We start from the raw sequence: 16,855 nt of genomic DNA, 5'->3' as shown, positions 1-16,855 counted from the left end.
ACATGTTGTCACAACGTTAGCGTCGTGATCGCTGGGTGTGGGTGTGCGACACGCCGTAATGGGCCGTCCTCATGTGCCGAGTTTGTCACAACATCTTGCCACTCGCACCGAGACTGCCCGGGGCCTGGAACCGCACGCCAGAGCCATCTCGGCAGTCATGCGGTTTCCTGGCTACCAGGTCGCGATGCGGAAAACGCGTCTAGAGCCCGAAGATCGCGGCCGCGTTGGTGTCCAGGATGGCGGTCGCCTGCTCGGCGCTGACGGTCCGGCCGATGTAGTCGATCGCTGCCTGGTACTCGGCCTTGGCCTGGTAGGGGAAGTCGGTGCCGAGCACCAGCCGGTCCGGGCCGAGGGTGTCGACGGCGGCCCGCAGCGCCGGGGCGTGGTCGTGCCCGACGGTGTCGAACCACATCCGGCGGGCGGCCACGCTGGGCAGCTCGGGCGTGCCGGGGGACTCCCACGGGACCTGGTGGTCGGTGCGGTTGAGCACCATCGGCAGCGCGCCGCCCAGATGCGAGGCGATGATCTTCATGTCGGGGTGGCGACTGGGGATGCCGGCCAGGATCAGGTGCATGACCGCCACCGTGTCCTCGATGGGGGCGCCGATCGACCAGGTCAGGTTGTGGCCGGCGATCAGGTCCGAGCCGGCCCCGGCGCCGGCCGGGTGCACGTACAGCACGCTGCCGCGCCGGTTCAGCTCCTCGTACACCGGCTCGAAGGCCGGGTCGTCGAGGCCGCGGCCGAGCACGGACGTGGTGACCGCCGCGCCGACCATGCCCAGGTCGTCCAGGGCGCGGGTGAGCTCCTTGACCGAAGCGTCGACGTGCGGCAGCGGCAGCGCGGCGAAGGCGCGGAACCGGTCCGGGTGCTCGGCGACGGCGGCGGCGTACTCGTCGTTGCCGGTCCGGGCGGCGTGGACGGCGGCCGCCTCGTCGGGCACATGGGGCGAGACCGGCGTGACCGACAGGATCTGGAGGTCGACCCCGGCCGCGTCCATCTGGGCGAACCGGGCGGCCAGTTCCTCGTCGGTCGCGCCGGCGCCCATACCCCGTTGGCCGAGCGTCGGCACGCCGATCCCGTCCAGCTGCTCCAGGTACTGCTCGCTCCACAGGTGAGCGTGCACGTCGATGCGCATAGCGTCCTCCTGAACTGGTCCGTACAGTTCACTTTAGCCCAAGGCGGTACGCTCGCCAACGGCGCTGTCCAGTGTGGGGTGGGGGCATGACAAACGCTCGGGTGGAGACCGTTGTCGACACGGTGTTCGGCCACCAGTTGGCCGACCCGTACCGGTGGATGGAGCGCAACGGCCCGGAGCTGCGGGACTGGCTGCTGGACCAGGGCAAGGCCGCTGAACAGCACTTCGCGGGGTTGCCGCGGCGGGACGAGCTGCTGGCCCGGCTGGATGAGCTGACCAAGGACAGCGTCGACCTGCGCGGCTTCTCGATGGCCGGCGACCGCGTGTTCTTCCTGCGGCAGACCGGGGACGTGCCGGCGCTGGTCGTCCGCGAGGGCGGCGAGGAGCGGGTGCTGCTCGACCCGGCCACGTTCGAGGGCGACGAGCACAGCAACATCGACTGGTACTCGCCGAGCCCCGACGGCGCCCTGGTCGCCTGCGGCATCTCGCTCGGCGGCTCCGAGCAGAGCCAGGTCTCCGTGCTGGATGTGGCCACCGGCGAGCTCACCCCGACCACCCTGCGCAACGCGATGCAGGGCAACCCGGCCTGGCTGCCGGACGGCTCCGGCTTCGTCTGCCACTGCTACCCGGTGCCCGACCCAGCGCTGCCGCCGGCCCGTCGACGTGACAACAGCGTCACCTGGTTCCAGCCGATCGGGTCGGGCGAGCCCACCGTCGTGGCCCGACGCGGGCACAACCCGTCGCTGCCGATGGCCCCGATCGACCGGGCGTTCGTGCTGCTGCCGGCCACCTCCGAGCTGATGTTCGCGGTGGTCTCGCACGCGGCCGTCGGCGACTCGATCACCGAGCAGATGTCCGCCTTCACCCTCTACGCCGCACCGAGGTCGGGCCTTGGCAGCACGGCCACCTGTCAGTGGCGCAAGATCGCCGACCCGTCCGACGACGTCACCGGCTACGCCGTCCACGGCGACACCCTCTACGTCATCACGCACAAGGACGCCCCTCGGGCCGAGATCCAGGCCTGGTCGCTGACCGACGGCGCCCGCCGCACCGTGGTGCCCGGCGGCGACCGCGCCGTGCTGGGCGTCGAAGTCGTCGGCGAGCACCTGCTGGTGCGGGACGTCGACGCCGGCACCGCCCGGCTGCGCCGGATTCCCCTGGCCGGCGGCGAGATTGAGGACGTCCCGCTGCCCGCCGGCGGCACCATCCAGCAGTGGACCGCGCACGCCGACGGCCGGTCCGCGCTGATCGTGTTCAGCTCGTGGACGCAGTCCCCGACCGCCTACCGCTACGACGGCCGGCTGCACGACACCGGCTGGATCCCGCCGTCGCCGGTCGACTTCGGCGGCATCGAGGTCACCCAGCTGTCGGCGCCGGCCCGTGACGGCGCGCTGATCCCGCTGACCGTGTTGCACCGCAAGGGAATTGTGCTCGACGGCGGCAACCCGACCCTGCTCACCGGCTACGGCTCGTACGGCTACGTGGTGCCGCGCTCGTTCAACCCTCGCCTGCTGCCGTGGCTGGAGCGCGGCGGCGTGTACGCGCTGGCCGGCCTGCGCGGCGGCGGCGACCACGGCGACGAGTGGCACCTGGCCGGGCGGCTGCTGAACAAGGAGAACACCATCACCGACCTCGTCGACTGCGCCGAGCACCTGGTCGCCGCCGGCTATACCCGGCCCGAGCGGCTGGCCGGCTCCGGCGGCAGCGCGGGCGGCATCCCCACCGGCGGCGCGATCGTGCGCCGGCCCGACCTGTGGGCCGCGATGGTGATGGAGGTGGCCGTCAGCAACACGACCCGGATGGAGTTCACCGACAACGGCCCGATCAACACGCCCGAGTTCGGCTCCGTGGCCACCGAGGAGGGCCTGGCCGCGCTGCTCATCGCCGACGGCTACCTGCGCGTCGAGGACGGCGTCGAGTACCCGGCGGTGCTGCTCACCGTGGGCCTGAACGACCCTCGCGTGCCGGCCTGGCAGCCGGCCAAGATGGCCGCTCGCCTCCAGGCCGCCACCGCCTCCGACCGGCCGGTGCTGCTGCGGGTGGAGGTCCACGGCGGCCACGGCTTCGGGGCCACCCGCGCCCAGCGCAACGCCGAGACCGCCGACATCTACGCCTTCGTGGCATCCCGCACCGGGCTCTCATAGCTGGCTGGCGAGGGCTCGTAGTCCGGGCATCGGCCCCTCGCCCGGCCGGGGCAGGACCTGGACGGCGACGTGGTCGGCGCCGGCGTCGAGATGACCGGCCAGCGCGGCGGCGACCGTCTCGGGTGTGCCGTGCGGGACCAGGCCGTCGATCAGCCGGTCGCTCCCGCCACCGGCTACGTCGGACTCGTCGTAGCCGTGGCGGAGCAGGTTGTTGACGTAGTTCGAGCGTCGTAGGTAGGGATCGCTGACGAATTCGCGGCCACGTCGACGGGCCTCGGCCGGGTCGGTGTCGACGACCACCGTCTGCTCAGGCGCGAGCAGGGGGCTCGGGCCGAGCAGGCGGCGGGCCGCCAGGGTGTGGGCGGGCACGGTCAGATAGGGGTGGCTGCCCACGGAGCGGTCGACGGCCAGCCGCAGTGTCCGCGGCCCGAGGGCTGCGAGGATGCGCCGGTCACCGGGAAGTCCCTCGGCGTCAAGGGTGTCGAGGAACGACTCCATGCGCTGGTGCGGCGAGCGGTAGCCGGCGATCGATTCCGGGTGGCCGAGTCCGATGCCCAGCAGGAAACGGTCGGGATGGCGGGCCTGGACCCGGTGGTACGACGAGGCCAGCGCGGCCGGGTCGTTGGTCCACATGTTGACGATCGCTGTTGCCACGACAACATGTCCGGTCGCGTCCAGGACCTGCTCGACCAGCCGCAGGCCGCTCTCGTCACGCTGGCCGAGGCCGAGCCACACGGTGCCGTACCCCAGCGCCTCGGCCTCGACTGCGTGGTCGATTCGGCTCGGATCGTCGTACACGGGGTTGAGCCAGGCTCCGTACCGGCCGAGCGAGATCACGGCTCGATGACGAGCTCGGCGATGAGGCCATCGCGCAGGGTGAACTGGAAGCGCAGGTCGACGACACCGCCGGGGAAATCCCCCTCGAGGTGGTGCACGGCCACGTAGTGCTCGTCGTCGACGCGCTGGGCCGCGACGAGCTCGATGGTGTACGTGTACTCGCTGGCCGAGCGGGCCAGCCAGTCGCGGATCGCACGCTTGCCGCGGTAGGTGTTGCCCTCGTCGACGACGACGGCGTCCTCGGTGTAGCCGGCGATGGCCGGGTCCAGGTCGCGGGCCTGGTGGGCGGCCAGGTAGTCGGTGATCACCTGGGGCAGCTCGCGGGTGTCGATCGGTGTGCTCATGTCGGGGCCTCTCCGTTCCGGCGTGGTGCTTTCACGCTGGGGTCTCCCGCGGGGAGAGGGTCAAGCGCGTGGCGTGGGGAGGGTGCAGAGTGGGGGCATGGCCCGTGGTCTGACGATCGGCGAGTTCGCACAGTTGACCCACCTGAGCGTGCGGACGCTCCGCCGCTACCACGAGTCCGGGCTGATCGAGCCCGCGGCGGTTGACCCGTTCAGCGGTTACCGCTACTACACCGCCGACCAGATCCCCACCGCGCAGGTCGTCCACCGGCTGCGTCAGCTGGAGGTGCCGCTGTCCGACGTGGCGAAGATTCTCGCCACCGAGGACACGTCGGAACGCGCCGGCCTGGTCGGCGAGCACCTGCGGCGTCTGGAGGCCGAGCTGGACCGCACGCGCGCCGCCGTGGTCTCGCTGCGCCACCTGCTCCGCTCCGACGAGGGCCTGCCGAACGTCGAACTGCGCTCGGTGCCAGCCACCACGGTCGCCGCGGTTGAGGGGGTCGTCGACCACGACGAGGTGCTGTCCTGGTACGCGGAGGCCATGGCCGAACTCGACGCCGCAGTCGCCGGCCGGCCGTCGCTCGGGCCGCCGGGTGGGCGCTACGCCAACGACCTGTTCACCGGCGGCCGCGGAGCGGTGCTGGTCCACCGCCCTGTCGCCGACCCACCGACCCGTGGGCGGGTGACGCCCGTTGTCCTTCCGCCGGCCGAACTCGCCGTCACCGTCCACTTCGGACCGCACGACGACATCGACGTCACGTACGGCCGCCTCGGCGCCTGGGTCGTCGACCACGCCCTCGCCGTGGACGGCCCCGTCCACGAGACCTATCTCGTCGGACCTCGCGACGACCCGGATCCCGGGTCCTGGCGGACCGAGGTCGGCTGGCCCGTGTTCCGCCTGGCCGCCGACTAGGGCCACGGGGATATGCGACCACCAGTCGCTGAACCGCATGACCATGCCGTAGCTCATTGTCGGATGAGCGCGTCGGGCGGCAGACGGTGTGTGAGCAGGGCATGGGCGAGGTCGGTCAGGGATTGGTCCTGGGCGGCGGCGTGGGCCCGCAGCCGCAGCAGGGCTTCGTCCAGGGGAATGCCGAGGCTTGTGGCGAGAAAGCCGGTGGCCTGATGGATCTCGGCGCGGTGCAGGAACAGGTCGGTCGGCGGTCCGGTCGCGTCGGCCGGCCCGGTGCCCGTGCTGTCCACCAGCAGCAGGAGCAGGAGGACTCGGCCCAGGCGGCGGATATCGCGCCGTTGAGCGGTGGTCGAGTCCCTGGGGCTGGTGCGGTAGCCGGTCAGCACGCCGACTGTGATGATGCCGAGCTGGAGCGGGTCGGCGATGACGGCGCGGGCGGGGGTCTGGGCGGCGGCCGGCAGGAAGGCGGGCCAACGGACGGGATCGGTTGCGGCCAGGTCGGGCTCGATCACGGCGTGGCCCTGGCGACCGGCCTCAAGGGTGGGGCCTTCGCCGAGGGTGTACTGCAGTTCCTCCAGCGCGGGGCCCAGGCCCTCCGCCGGATCGCACCACACGAGTTCCGGCAAGCCGCCGTGGACCACGCTCACAGTGAGGGCGTCCATGCCGAACAGGCGTGTGGTGTCGGTGGGCACCGCACACAGGCCGCGCCCGGCTCGGACGGCGCGGCCCAGATCGGCCAGGAATTCCTCCACGCGGTCGGGGGTTGGCAGGGCGCTGCCTGCGGTGTCTTCGCCGTTGGCCGACATGTCAGGACGTCGCGGTGAGTTCGTTCGGGATTTCTCCCCGCGTGATTCGGGCGGCGAGCGTGCCGAGCTCCTGCCGCCCGGCGCGGGCGTGGGCGCGCAGCAGCCGGAATGCCTCTCCCACATCGACCCCCAGACGGGCCGCCAGCACGCCCTTGGCCTGTTCGATCATGATGGCGGTGTTCCGGGCCGCATGCAGTTGATCGAGGATCTCGTCCTTGCTGCGCAGCACCCGCTGCCGCAACAGCCAAGCCCCGGCGGCGTCGGCCAGCACCTGCGCCAGGCAGACGTCTTGCTCAGTCGGCACCGAGGGGCTGGTGCTCATCAGGTTGACGGCGCCGAGCGTGTGTTCGCCGGCCCGCAGCGGCACAGCGGCGACGCAGGTGACGCCGACACTCAGGGCCCGAAGGGTGAAACGGGGCCAGCGCTCCAGGCCCGAGCCTGAAGCGCGCAGCGAGATCGGAGGCAGGACGGCGCCGCTGCGAGTGCTGTCCACGCACGGCCCCTCCCCCAGCCTGAACTGGTCCTCCTCCAGCCGTCGGCACACCTCGTCGGAAGCGGTGAGATAGTCCACCTGTCCGATCTCGTTCAGGATCGTCGTCCCGGCGGCCCGCAGGCTCAGCAGCGTGACCATGGAGGTCGTGAGATCGTGCAGGAGGTCCAGGACACCTGATTCGTACGTGCGGGTGGCCAGGTCGAGCACAGCCTCAGCGACCAGCGTCTCACGTTCCGAGGTCGGCATGGGTCCTCCCGGGCGTGCAGGGCCCGCGCGTGCCGGCTGAGGTCACGCTGCCGCCATAGTTGCCCCGGTGGCGCTCGGCGGACGGGCTCCGGTTGTTCACGGCCACGCGGCGGTGCAGTAACGGTGTCCGCGGCTGCCTGCCGCATACCGTTCAGTGAAGTCCGCTCCGCACGGCCATGCCATGCCGATAACGCGGCAGGCGGCGTCGGGCATGCAGAAAACGCAAGGTCTCGGATCCGACAGGCCGGACGGACCCGGCCCTTTGCCCCACGACCGTCCCGTTACCTCCAGACAAACTCAGGGGCCGCGGTGGACGAGGGTCTGATGCGGGGTGCAGCCATAGGCGGCACGGTAGGCGGCGGCGAACCGGCCGAGCTGGAAGAAGCCCCACCGGGCGGCGATGGCGGTGACCGTGATGTCGGTCGTGGGGTCGGCGGCCACCAGTTCGGCATGGGCATGAGTGAGGCGGACCCGGCGCAGATAGCCCATGGGAGTGGTGCCCAGGTGACGCCGGAAGGCCAACTGCACCGTGCGGACGCTGACGTGGATGGCCGCGGCGATGTCGGCCACGGCGAGGTCCGCCTGGGCGTGGTCGTCGATGAAGGCGACGGCGCGGCGCACGGTGTCCGGGTGGGCGTCGTGGCGGTCCTCGATGGTGGGGTCGGTGAGCGCGGTGTTGGGGAAGGCGTTCAGCACGCTGGCGGCCAGGCACTGGGAAGCGGTGGACACGAGCAGCGGCTGTTCGCTCAAGGCAGGGTCGGCGCAGACGCCTTTGCGCAGGTAGGCGATGGTGTGCCGCAAGTGCCGGGCGGCCCCTGGCGAGACCGGCCGGTCGCCGGTCAACCGCACCGGTTCGGGTCTGCGGCCGGGAACGGTGGCGGCCACCTGGGTCAGCAGCTGAGGCTCGATCAAGATGAGGTTGTAGCGGGACCTGCGGATGACACCCGCGTAGGGATGGTTGTCCGGGGTGTACACGAACACGTCGCCGGGACCGAAGCAGCCTTCCGCTCCGTCGGGGAAATACTGTCGGACGATGGTGCCGGAGTGCACACTGCCCAGGCAGATCTTGTCCAGGACGTTGGCGTCGTGACGCATGTCGTAGTCGAATTCCAACTGGTCCACGCTGACCGGTCCCACGACGTTGCGTGAGACCTGGGCGTGGGTGTCCGCGGCATCGCCGCCGATCCGCATCCTGGTGTAGGCCTTGCTGAGGAATTCCTCGGTGAGTTCCAGGTCATCGCTGTCGAAGTTGAGCGTTTCCATCGTGGCTCCCGTCAGTCCGCCACGGGCGCAGGCGCGTGGGGCGGACGCCCGCAGACCCGCCGGACGGCGGCCTGCGATGGACCCGGATGGTCGTTCCGTGTCCGCCAACCGCGCAGAACCTCACCCGCATACCGAAATACTTTCCGCGGGGAACAGATTCGATTCCTCGGACACAGCGCCGGTCTTCGACGCGTGAGACAGGGAACCGGGGTCGATGTCGAACTCGTCGACCGGTAGCAGCGCACTGGGTGTGGACATGACCAGCTCCTCCGCCGGCTTGCCACCGGACCACGCCTGCTGCCCTCAGCGCCTCATCGACGGGTGCCAGACCGATCATCCTGTCGTCCACGGAGACGCTCGCGCCGGCCTGTGTCCACCCCTGATCGGGCCGCAGGAGAGTTGCCGACGTCGTCGGCAGACCGCTCTCCACCGCGCCGCCACCCCCTGGCCTGGTCAGTGGGTGCACCTCCATGTCCTTACAGTCCCACTCACCCAGACTCAGCCGACAGGGCACATTGGCCGCATTGTCACAGTTCAACCGACCTCTCATCGGCATAGCGAGCATTGGGGCGAGTCCACGTCGTCGTATCGGTTCAGTGAGACAGGCCAACCTCGATGAGACGCCCACGCCGTGTTTCAGAGCTGCGTCGCCCCCAAGATCAAGGGACCCTCCCTGACGTTCAACGTCAGGCCCTTTCCTGACGTTGAACGTGCCACGTTCGATGAGAACGGACAACAGTGTCGCCACCTGCGCTTCGCACTTGCGCCCACGTGCCACCTGGGAGGCTCATGTGGCGAAAACGGGGCTGATGTGCCTAGGGTGCGCGAAAGCCGTCCCAAAGGGGGGAACACCGTGACCCGCGTCGACTTCTACTTCGACCCCGCCTGCCCGTTCGCCTGGATCACGTCCAGATGGATCCTGGAGGTCGAGCAGCACCGGGACATCGACCTGCACTTCCAGGTGATGAGCCTGTCGGTGCTGAACGAGCACCGCGAGATCGAGCCGTGGTACCGCGAGTTCTGCGACCGTGCCTGGGGCCCGGTGCGGGTCTGCATCGCGGCCGCCCAGCTGCGCGGCGACGACGTGCTGCGCGAGCTGTACACGGCGCTGGGCACCCGGATCCACAACGGCGGCAACAAGGACTACGACGTCGTGATCGCCGAGGCGCTGGCCGAGGTCGGGCTGCCGGCCGAGCTGGCCGCCGCCGCGGGCAGCACCGACTACGACGAGGAGCTGCGCAAGAGCCACCACCGCGGCATGGACCCGGTCGGCGACGAGGTCGGCACGCCGACCATCCACATCGACGACGTCGCCTACTTCGGCCCGGTGCTGGCCTCCATCCCGCGCGGCGAGCGCGCCGCCGAGCTGTTCGACGCGGCCAAGGTGCTGGCCGGTTTCCCGCACTTCTTCGAGCTCAAGCGCAGCCGCAACGCCGACCTCGACTTCAGCTGAGGGCGTTTTGCCGGTATCGCCGAAGAGCGGCTGATCGGGCGCTGTCGGTCCGCGCTCCCCGCGTGTTAGAACCTGCGCAGGTTCGAGGTGGGCCATGCCGGCCCAAGGGGGAGCACACCATGCGCACGCGCGCCGTTCTTGCGTCGCTTGCCGCCGTTCTGGGCCTGACGACGCTGACCACCGGGGTCGCCCACGCCGACGGCGGTGCCGATCTGTGGGTGATCCCGCTGGGCAACTGCTGGGACCAGGGGCCGGGCACGGTGGCGCAGCCGTTCTGCACGGTTCAGGGCGCGGCCGCGGTGGCCCAGCCCGGCGACACCGTGCACATCACCGGCGGCAGCTGGGGCGAGCTGGACATCACCAGGTCGGGTCGGCCGGGCGCGCCCATCACGTTCCTGGCCGACCGGAACAACGGCTTCCTGCAGCAGATCAGCCTGGGAGCCGACAGTCACGGGAACCAGCAACCGCACGGCGTCACGATGCACGGCGTGCACGACATCGTCGTCCGCGGCAACTTCGTGGTGGGTGGCACCGCGGGCCCGGTCGTGATCGACGACTCCACCGACGTCACCGTTGACGGCGTGCAAGCCTCCGGACCGCAGCCCGGGACCGCCCCCGTCGTCGACATCGCCGGGGCGAGCAGCCGGATCACCCTCAGCCGCAACCATTTCACGCATGCCAGCGGCCCCGGGGTCGCCGTCGAGTCCGGCGTCACCGGGGCTGTCGTCACCACCAACGTGATCAGGGGCAACCTCGGGCCGGGCATCCAGGTCAGCGATTCGGCCGGCGCGGTGCTCACCTCGAACACCGTGCTGAACAACTGCCTGGCCGGCATCTCGCTGGCCGGTGCGTCGGCCGGGGCCTCGATCGAGAACAACGTGCTGGTCGGGAACACCGGCCTGGCCACGGCGGGGTGCACCACGCGCGGGGCCGGCGAGATCGCGGTCGCCGCGTCGGCCACCGCTGGCACCACCTCGGCCTACAACCTGTTCAAGGCGGCCAACAACGACCTCTACGGCTGGGCCGGCACCGTCTACAGCAGTCTGGACGCGTTCACCGCCGCGACCGGGCAGGGCGCGCACGATCTGGTCACCGACCCGAAGTTCGCCACCATCACCCCCGACCCGACGCCGCAGGACAGCTCGCCGCTGATCGACTCGGCCGACGACCACGCGCCCGGCGAACTGGCCACCGACCTCACCGGCTCGCCGCGGGTCGACGATCCGTTGATCACCGGCCTCGGCACGCACGACCGCGGCGCGATCGAGTTCCGCGACCCCTTCAAGATCACCAGCTACCAGGTGACGCCGGACCAGGGCCCCTACCCGCTGCCGGTGACCGCGACGGTGCAGGCCAGCAATCCCTGGTCCACGCCGATGACCTACATGTTCGACTTCGGCGACGGCAGTGCCCCGGTCGTCACCACCACCCCGTCGGCCAGCCACGTCTACCAGAAGCCCAACGCGAACGGGTCCCCGTACTTCGGCGGTGTGACCGTCACGGCGCCTTCCGGCGTGACCTACCACGATCCCGCCAACGTGCAGGTGAACGAGCCGGGACCCGAGGTCGCCCGGCTGACCGCCTATCAGAGTGATCGGCTGGAGGTCGGGATCGACGCCGGCGCGTCGACGGACCCGTGGAAGATCACCGACTACGCGGTCGACTACGGGGACGGCAGCGCGCCGGTCCATTCGACCTACACCGGCGGCGGCCACACCTATGCCGTGCCCGGGACCTACCCCGTCACACTGACGATCACGGATTCGACCGGCGCCACGGCGGCCACCACACAGAAGGTGCGGGTCGGCGGACTGTACACACAGGACGGTCCGAGCCGCGTGCTCGACACCCGCGGCGGCGGCACGCTCGGCGCGGGCGGACAGCTGAGCCTGAAGGTCACCGGTGCGAACGGCGTCCCCGCCACGGGCGTCACCGCGGTCGTCCTGAACGTGACCGCCACCAACCCGACCACCGACAGCTACCTCACCGTCTTCCCGGACGGACAGCCGAAACCCGGCACCTCCAACCTGAACTTCGCCGCCGGCCAGACCGTGCCGAACCTGGTGACGGTGCCGGTCGGCGCGGACGGCACGATCGACATCGTCAACCATCTCGGCTCGGTCGACGTGATCGCCGACCTCGAGGGCTACTACGCCGACTCGCCGGCCACCACCGGCCACGCCCTGGTCACCAAGCAGCCGACGCGGGTGCTCGACACGCGCGACAGCGGCGGTCCCGTCGGCCCCAACGGCACCCGGACGCTCGACCTGTCCGGACAGCTCGACGAGTCCCCGGGCTTCATCACCGCGGTGCTGCTCAACGTGACAGTGACCAACCCGACCGCGAGCAGCTATCTCACCGCCTTCCCGGACGGCCAGCCGCTGCCCGGTTCCTCGAACCTGAACTTCGTGCCCGGCCAGACCACGTCCAACCTGGTCGTCGTCGGTGTGAGCCTGGACGGCAAGGTCGACTTCTACAACCACGCCGGCAGCGCCGATGTGGTCGTCGACTACGTCGGCGCCTACTCACTGGTCGACCCGCCGACGCTGGTCGGCGCGCCGTTCACGCCGCTGGCGCCGAGCCGGCTGCTCGACACCAGGGAGGGCAGTGGCAGCGTCGGCTCGGGCGAGAGCCGGGCGCTGCGCGTCGCCGGGGTCGGCGGCGTGCCGGCCGACGCGACGGCGGTGGTGCTGAACGTCACCGTCGCCGACGGCACGGCCGACAGCTACCTCACGGTCTTCCCCGGCGGCACAGCCCGGCCCGCGGTGTCCAACCTGAGCTTCGGGGCCGGCGGGATCGTCCAGAACCAGGTGATCGTGCCGGTCGGCGCGGACGGCACGATCGACTTCTTCAACCACCTCGGCACTGTGGACGTGATAGCCGACGTGTTCGGCTACTTCGCCCGCTGACCAGCCGGAATTCCGCTCCCGCTGGGTAAACTCCCCGTTCGTGAGCGAGCCCACCCGGCAGCGGACGCTGTGGCAGCGCGGCATCGCCGCCCCGGTCCGGGCGTTCCTGCGGACCGAGTCGGCCAGTGCGGGCGTGCTGGGGGCGGCGATCGTCGTCGCGCTGCTGTGGTCCAACCTGGACACCGGCTCGTACGAGACGCTGTGGCGGACCGAGCTGTCGGTGCGGCTGGGCGGTTTCGAAGTGGCCGCGGACCTGCGGGAATGGGTCAACAGCGGGCTGATGACGCTGTTCTTCCTGGTCGTCGGCCTGGAGGCGCGGCGGGAGTTCGACCTGGGCGACTTCCGGGACCGGCGGCGCTTCCTGCTGCCGTTCACGGCGGGCCTGGTCGGGCTGGTGCTGCCGGCGCTGATCTACACCGTGGTCAACCTCGGCGGGCCCGGCGCGCACGGCTGGGGCGTGGCCATGTCCAGCGACACGGCGCTGGCGCTGGGCCTGCTCACGCTGCTCGGCCGGGGCGTGCCGGACCGGGTGCGGGTCTTCCTGCTCACGGTTTTTGTCGTCGACGACCTGGTGTCGCTGTTGGTGATCGCCATCGCCTACAGCTCGCAGATCCGGGTCCTCCCGCTGATCATGGCCGTAGTGGTGTTCGCCGTGCTGGTGGTGCTGCGGGTGGTCGGCGTGCGCAGCGGCGTCGTGCTGGCGGTGCTGGGCTTCGTGTCATGGCTGGCCCTGCTGGAGAGTGGCGTGGACCCGGTGGTCGTCGGGCTCGGCGTCGGCCTGGCCACCTCCGCCTACACGCCGGCCCGGGACGACCTGGAGCGGGCCACCGGCCTGTTCCGGCTGTTCCGCGAGCAGCCGACGGCCGAGCTGGCCCGGGAGGCGACGGTCGGGCTGAACCGCAGCCTGTCGCCGAACTCCCGGCTGCAGAACATGTTCCACCCGTGGACCAGCTACGTGATCGTGCCGCTGTTCGGCCTGGCCAACGCCGGCGTGGCCATCGACGGCGGCTTCCTGGCCCGGGCCTACACCTCGCCGGTGACGCTGGGCATCGTGCTGGGCTACGTCGTGGGCAAGCCGGTGGCGGTGTTCGGCTCCACGTGGCTGATCACCCGGCTCAGCCGCGGCCGGATCCGGCCGCCGGTCGGCTGGCTGGCCGTCGCCGGCAGCGGCACCATCGCCGGCATCGGCTTCACGGTGTCGCTGCTGATCGCCACCCTGGCCTTCGACGGCCCGGAGTTGGACCAGGCCAAGGTCGGCGTGCTGACCGCCGTGCTGCTGTCGGCCGCGGTGACCTGGGCCGTGTACCGGACGACGCGGTTCATGTCGCCGAAGAAGAAGGCCCTGGCCCTGCTCGGGACGTCCGAGCAGCTGATCGACCTCGTCGACGAGGTCGACCCCGAGCGCGACCACATCCGCGGGCCGGCCAACGCCTCGGTCACCGTCGTCGAGTACGGCGACTTCCAGTGCCCCTACTGCGGTCTGGCCGAACCTGTGGTGCGGGATCTGTTGACCGACACCGATCTCCGTTACGTGTGGCGGCATCTGCCGCTGACCGACGTGCACCCGCAGGCCCAGATCGCCGCCGAGGCGGCCGAGGCCGCGGCCGCGCAGGGGGCGTTCTGGCCCATGCACGATCTGCTGATGCAGCGCCAGGAAAACCTCCGCATCGTCGAGCTGCTGTCCTACGCCGAGGAGCTCGGGCTGGACCGCGAGCGCTTCCACGACGACCTCAAGCGGCACCAGTTCGAGGCCCGCATCGCCCAGGACGTCCAGTCGGCCGACCTGTCCGGCGTCTCCGGCACGCCCACGTTCTTCATCAACGGGCAGCGCCACTACGGCTCGTTCGACATCGACACCCTGTCCGCGGCGGTGAAAACCGCCCGGGCGCGGGCCGTCATCGACCGACACCGTAAACCGGTTGTGGGGCCTACCTAGCCTAAAGTGCATGGGCCGGACCTTGGTGACGACGTCGATCCCGTACGTGAACGGGTCGCCGCACATCGGCCATGCGCTGGAGCTGGTGCAGGCGGATGTCCTTGCGCGGCACCGGAGACAGCGTGGCGACGACGTGCGGGCGCAGACCGGCACGGACGACAACGCGCTCAAGAACGTGCGCAGTGCCGAGGCCGAAGGCATTGCGGTCGCGGACTACGTCGCCCGCATGGCGGACCGCTTCGTCGCACTGTCCGACGCCCTGGACCTGTCCTTCGACGACTTCGTGCGCACCAGTGTCGATCCCCGACACCGGCCGACGGTCGAGCGGCTGTGGCGGGCCTGCGAGCGCAGTGGCGACCTGTACCGGAAGTCCTACACGGGCCTGTACTGCGTCGGCTGTGAGGCCTTCGTCGATGGCGACTGCCCCGAGCACGAGGAGAAACCCGAGCTCGTCGCCGAGGACAACTGGTTCTTCCGGCTGAGCCGCTACCAGGACCGGCTGGCGCGGCTGATCGCCGACGACGTCATCGAGATCGAGCCCGCGACCCGAAAGCGAGAGGTGCTGGCCTTCGTCGCCGCCGGCCTGGACGACTTCAGTGTCAGCAGAAGCGTTTCCCGGGCCCGCGGCTGGGGAATCCCGGTGCCGGACGATCCGGACCAGGTGATCTACGTCTGGTTCGACGCCCTCGTCAACTACGTCACCGGCGCCGGCGACTGGTGGCAGGACAGCGAACGCGTCCATGTGATCGGCAAGGGCATCATCCGCTTCCACGCCGTCTACTGGCCGGCGATGCTCCTCTCGGCCGGTCTTGACCTGCCGTCCCGGGTGCTGGTGCACGAGTACCTCACCGCGAACGGCCGCAAGATCGGGAAGTCGTTGGGCAACACCGCCGATCCCGTAGTGACAGCAACACAATTCGGGATCGACGCGCTGCGCTGGTGGCTGCTGGCCGAGGTGGCCCGCACCGGCGACACCGACTACTCGGACGCCCGGCTGACGGCGCGGTTCGACGAGGACCTGGCCAACAACATCGGCAACCTGGTCAATCGCACGGTGTCCATGGTGGCGAAGTACCGCGACGGCGTGGTTCCCGTTGGCGCACAGGAAGATCCGGCCGCGGCGGCGCTGCGGGCGGCCCGGGTCGCGGCGCCTGAGACCATCGACACCGCGTTGCGGAACTTCGACTTCCGGCGCGCGGTCGAGGCCGTGGTGCGCATCGGCGACGAGGCCAACCGGTACGTGCAGGCGGTGAAACCCTGGCAGCTGGACCGGAATTCGGCCGAGCTGGACGCCGTGCTGGCCGAGCTGGTGGCGGCGTGCCGGGACATCGCCGAGCACCTGACGCCGTTCCTGCCGGCCGCGGCCGGGCGCATTCTCGACCAGTGCGGCGAGGACGTCCTGTCGACGCCAAGCCCGGTGTTTCCGAGGACTGTCAGACCCCGTCCCTAGTATCGGCGGCATGGGCATCGACTACGCCATGCCGGGTGTGTTCACCACCGTGTCCCCGGAGCAGGTCCCGCTGACCACGGGCCTGCCCGAGGACCCGGTCGGCATCTGCTCGGCGGTGACGCACCTGTTCATCCAGCCCACTGACGCTCCGGCGGCCGGCGTGCCGGAGCAACGGCTGGGCGAACGGAACATTCGCCCAGCCAGCGGTCTGATCGATGCCCTGATCGCGCTTGACCCGGCGCCCTTACACGTGCTGAGGCCGCCGGACCGACGGGTGGTCGGCACCTGTCGGCACTGGGCGACGCTGGCCACGGCCCTGCTCCGGCAACGGGGAATCGCGGCCCGGGCCCGATGCGGCTTCGGCACCTATTTCGTCGAGGGCAAGAACCTCGACCACTGGATCACCGAGTACCGGGACGGCGACCGGTGGCGACGGGTCGATGTCGAGCACCTGGGCCACACGTTCGTGCCGCGGCCGGACGACCTCGCCCCTGGTGAGTTCCTGACCGGTGGTGAGGCCTGGCAGTGGTATCGGACCGGGGAGGTCGACGGCGGCCTGTTCGGTGTCCACGGCGTCGACTTCGCTTGGGGCACCGGGGAAATCCGCGGCAACCTGATCCGGGACCTGGCCTCCGTGCTCAAGGTGGAGACCCTTCCCTGGGACGAATGGGGGCGCATGGACGAGTCGTACAAGGGGCGTACCGGCGACGACTTCGACCTGCTCATGGACCGGATCGCCGACGCCTGCGGGCGCGACGACCCGGCCGCCGTTCGGGCGGTCTACGCCGCCGAGGACCTGGCCGTCCCGGAAGCGGTGATGCGAAACCCTTAGGGGACAAGTCAACCCGTGGGTCGCTGAAGGGGGTGCACAGTTTGCCGTACCGGCGTGAGCACGTGACGATCTCGCCGACATTGATGTGAATGGGCTA

The 16,855-nt window shown here is 70.4% G+C and carries 13 protein-coding genes; 7 read left to right on the top strand and 6 right to left on the bottom strand.

Annotated features, from left to right (window positions below; translation table 11 throughout):
- Positions 1-199 precede the first annotated feature (199 nt).
- The gene (locus tag JJ691_RS31685; RefSeq protein ID WP_211763246.1) at positions 200-1,135 is read right to left on the bottom strand and encodes an amidohydrolase family protein; all 936 of its coding nucleotides are present in this window, start codon (positions 1,133-1,135) and stop codon (positions 200-202) included.
- An 86-nt stretch (positions 1,136-1,221) separates the two neighbouring features.
- On the opposite strand from JJ691_RS31685, the gene JJ691_RS31680 reads away from it, so the two are divergent.
- On the top strand, positions 1,222-3,279 hold the full coding sequence (locus tag JJ691_RS31680; RefSeq protein WP_211763245.1) for a prolyl oligopeptidase family serine peptidase: 2,058 nt from the start codon (positions 1,222-1,224) through the stop codon (positions 3,277-3,279).
- Here the strand turns inward: JJ691_RS31680 and JJ691_RS31675 are convergent.
- Both JJ691_RS31675 and JJ691_RS31670 read right to left on the bottom strand, forming a co-directional pair.
- Entirely contained in the window at positions 3,274-4,116 is an 843-nt protein-coding gene (locus tag JJ691_RS31675; RefSeq protein WP_442912489.1) for an LLM class F420-dependent oxidoreductase, read from the bottom strand. The genes JJ691_RS31680 and JJ691_RS31675 overlap by 6 nt on opposite strands.
- A complete protein-coding gene (locus tag JJ691_RS31670; protein WP_211763244.1) occupies positions 4,113-4,460 on the bottom strand; it encodes a nuclear transport factor 2 family protein in 348 nt (115 codons plus the stop codon). Before JJ691_RS31670 ends, JJ691_RS31675 begins: the two co-directional genes overlap by 4 nt.
- A 97-nt stretch (positions 4,461-4,557) precedes the next feature.
- On the opposite strand from JJ691_RS31670, the gene JJ691_RS31665 reads away from it, so the two are divergent.
- Positions 4,558-5,370, top strand: a complete 813-nt coding sequence (locus JJ691_RS31665; protein WP_211763243.1) for a MerR family transcriptional regulator — start codon at positions 4,558-4,560, stop codon at positions 5,368-5,370.
- Positions 5,371-5,423: 53 nt separating this feature from the next.
- Here the strand turns inward: JJ691_RS31665 and JJ691_RS31660 are convergent, their stop codons facing one another.
- The 3 genes from JJ691_RS31660 to JJ691_RS31650 all read right to left on the bottom strand — a co-directional run bounded on the left by JJ691_RS31660 (position 5,424) and on the right by JJ691_RS31650 (position 8,178).
- Complete coding sequence (locus JJ691_RS31660; protein WP_211763242.1) at positions 5,424-6,176, bottom strand: ANTAR domain-containing protein; 753 nt, start codon at positions 6,174-6,176, stop codon at positions 5,424-5,426.
- Between the two features lies 1 nt (position 6,177).
- Entirely contained in the window at positions 6,178-6,915 is a 738-nt protein-coding gene (locus tag JJ691_RS31655; RefSeq protein WP_211763241.1) for a GAF and ANTAR domain-containing protein, read from the bottom strand.
- Between the two features lie 297 nt (positions 6,916-7,212).
- Positions 7,213-8,178 carry a helix-turn-helix transcriptional regulator gene (locus JJ691_RS31650; RefSeq protein WP_211763240.1) on the bottom strand — a complete coding sequence of 322 codons (966 nt, stop codon included), beginning with the start codon at positions 8,176-8,178 and terminating at the stop codon, positions 7,213-7,215.
- An 853-nt stretch (positions 8,179-9,031) separates the two neighbouring features.
- On the opposite strand from JJ691_RS31650, the gene JJ691_RS31645 reads away from it, so the two are divergent.
- The 5 genes from JJ691_RS31645 to JJ691_RS31625 all read left to right on the top strand — a co-directional run bounded on the left by JJ691_RS31645 (position 9,032) and on the right by JJ691_RS31625 (position 16,758).
- Positions 9,032-9,631: a mycothiol-dependent nitroreductase Rv2466c family protein gene (locus tag JJ691_RS31645; protein WP_211763239.1), complete on the top strand. Its 600-nt coding sequence runs from the start codon at positions 9,032-9,034 to the stop codon at positions 9,629-9,631.
- 119 nt (positions 9,632-9,750) lie between these two features.
- Positions 9,751-12,540, top strand: coding sequence for a PKD domain-containing protein (locus JJ691_RS31640; RefSeq protein ID WP_211763238.1), 2,790 nt, complete (start codon positions 9,751-9,753; stop codon positions 12,538-12,540).
- A gap of 40 nt (positions 12,541-12,580) precedes the next feature.
- Positions 12,581-14,476: a Na+/H+ antiporter NhaA gene (nhaA, locus tag JJ691_RS31635; RefSeq protein ID WP_211763237.1), complete on the top strand. Its 1,896-nt coding sequence runs from the start codon at positions 12,581-12,583 to the stop codon at positions 14,474-14,476.
- Positions 14,477-14,486: 10 nt separating this feature from the next.
- The gene (locus JJ691_RS31630; protein ID WP_211763236.1) at positions 14,487-15,926 is read left to right on the top strand and encodes a methionine--tRNA ligase; all 1,440 of its coding nucleotides are present in this window, start codon (positions 14,487-14,489) and stop codon (positions 15,924-15,926) included.
- Positions 15,927-15,936: 10 nt separating this feature from the next.
- Positions 15,937-16,758, top strand: coding sequence for a transglutaminase domain-containing protein (locus JJ691_RS31625; RefSeq protein WP_211763235.1), 822 nt, complete (start codon positions 15,937-15,939; stop codon positions 16,756-16,758).
- Positions 16,759-16,855: the final 97 nt, after the last annotated feature.

The organism is Kutzneria sp. CA-103260 (assembly GCF_018263855.1).
Classification (GTDB): domain Bacteria; phylum Actinomycetota; class Actinomycetes; order Mycobacteriales; family Pseudonocardiaceae; genus Kutzneria.
The sequence above is the reverse complement of the archived record's forward strand: the minus strand, read 5'-3'. Positions and strand labels throughout refer to the sequence as shown.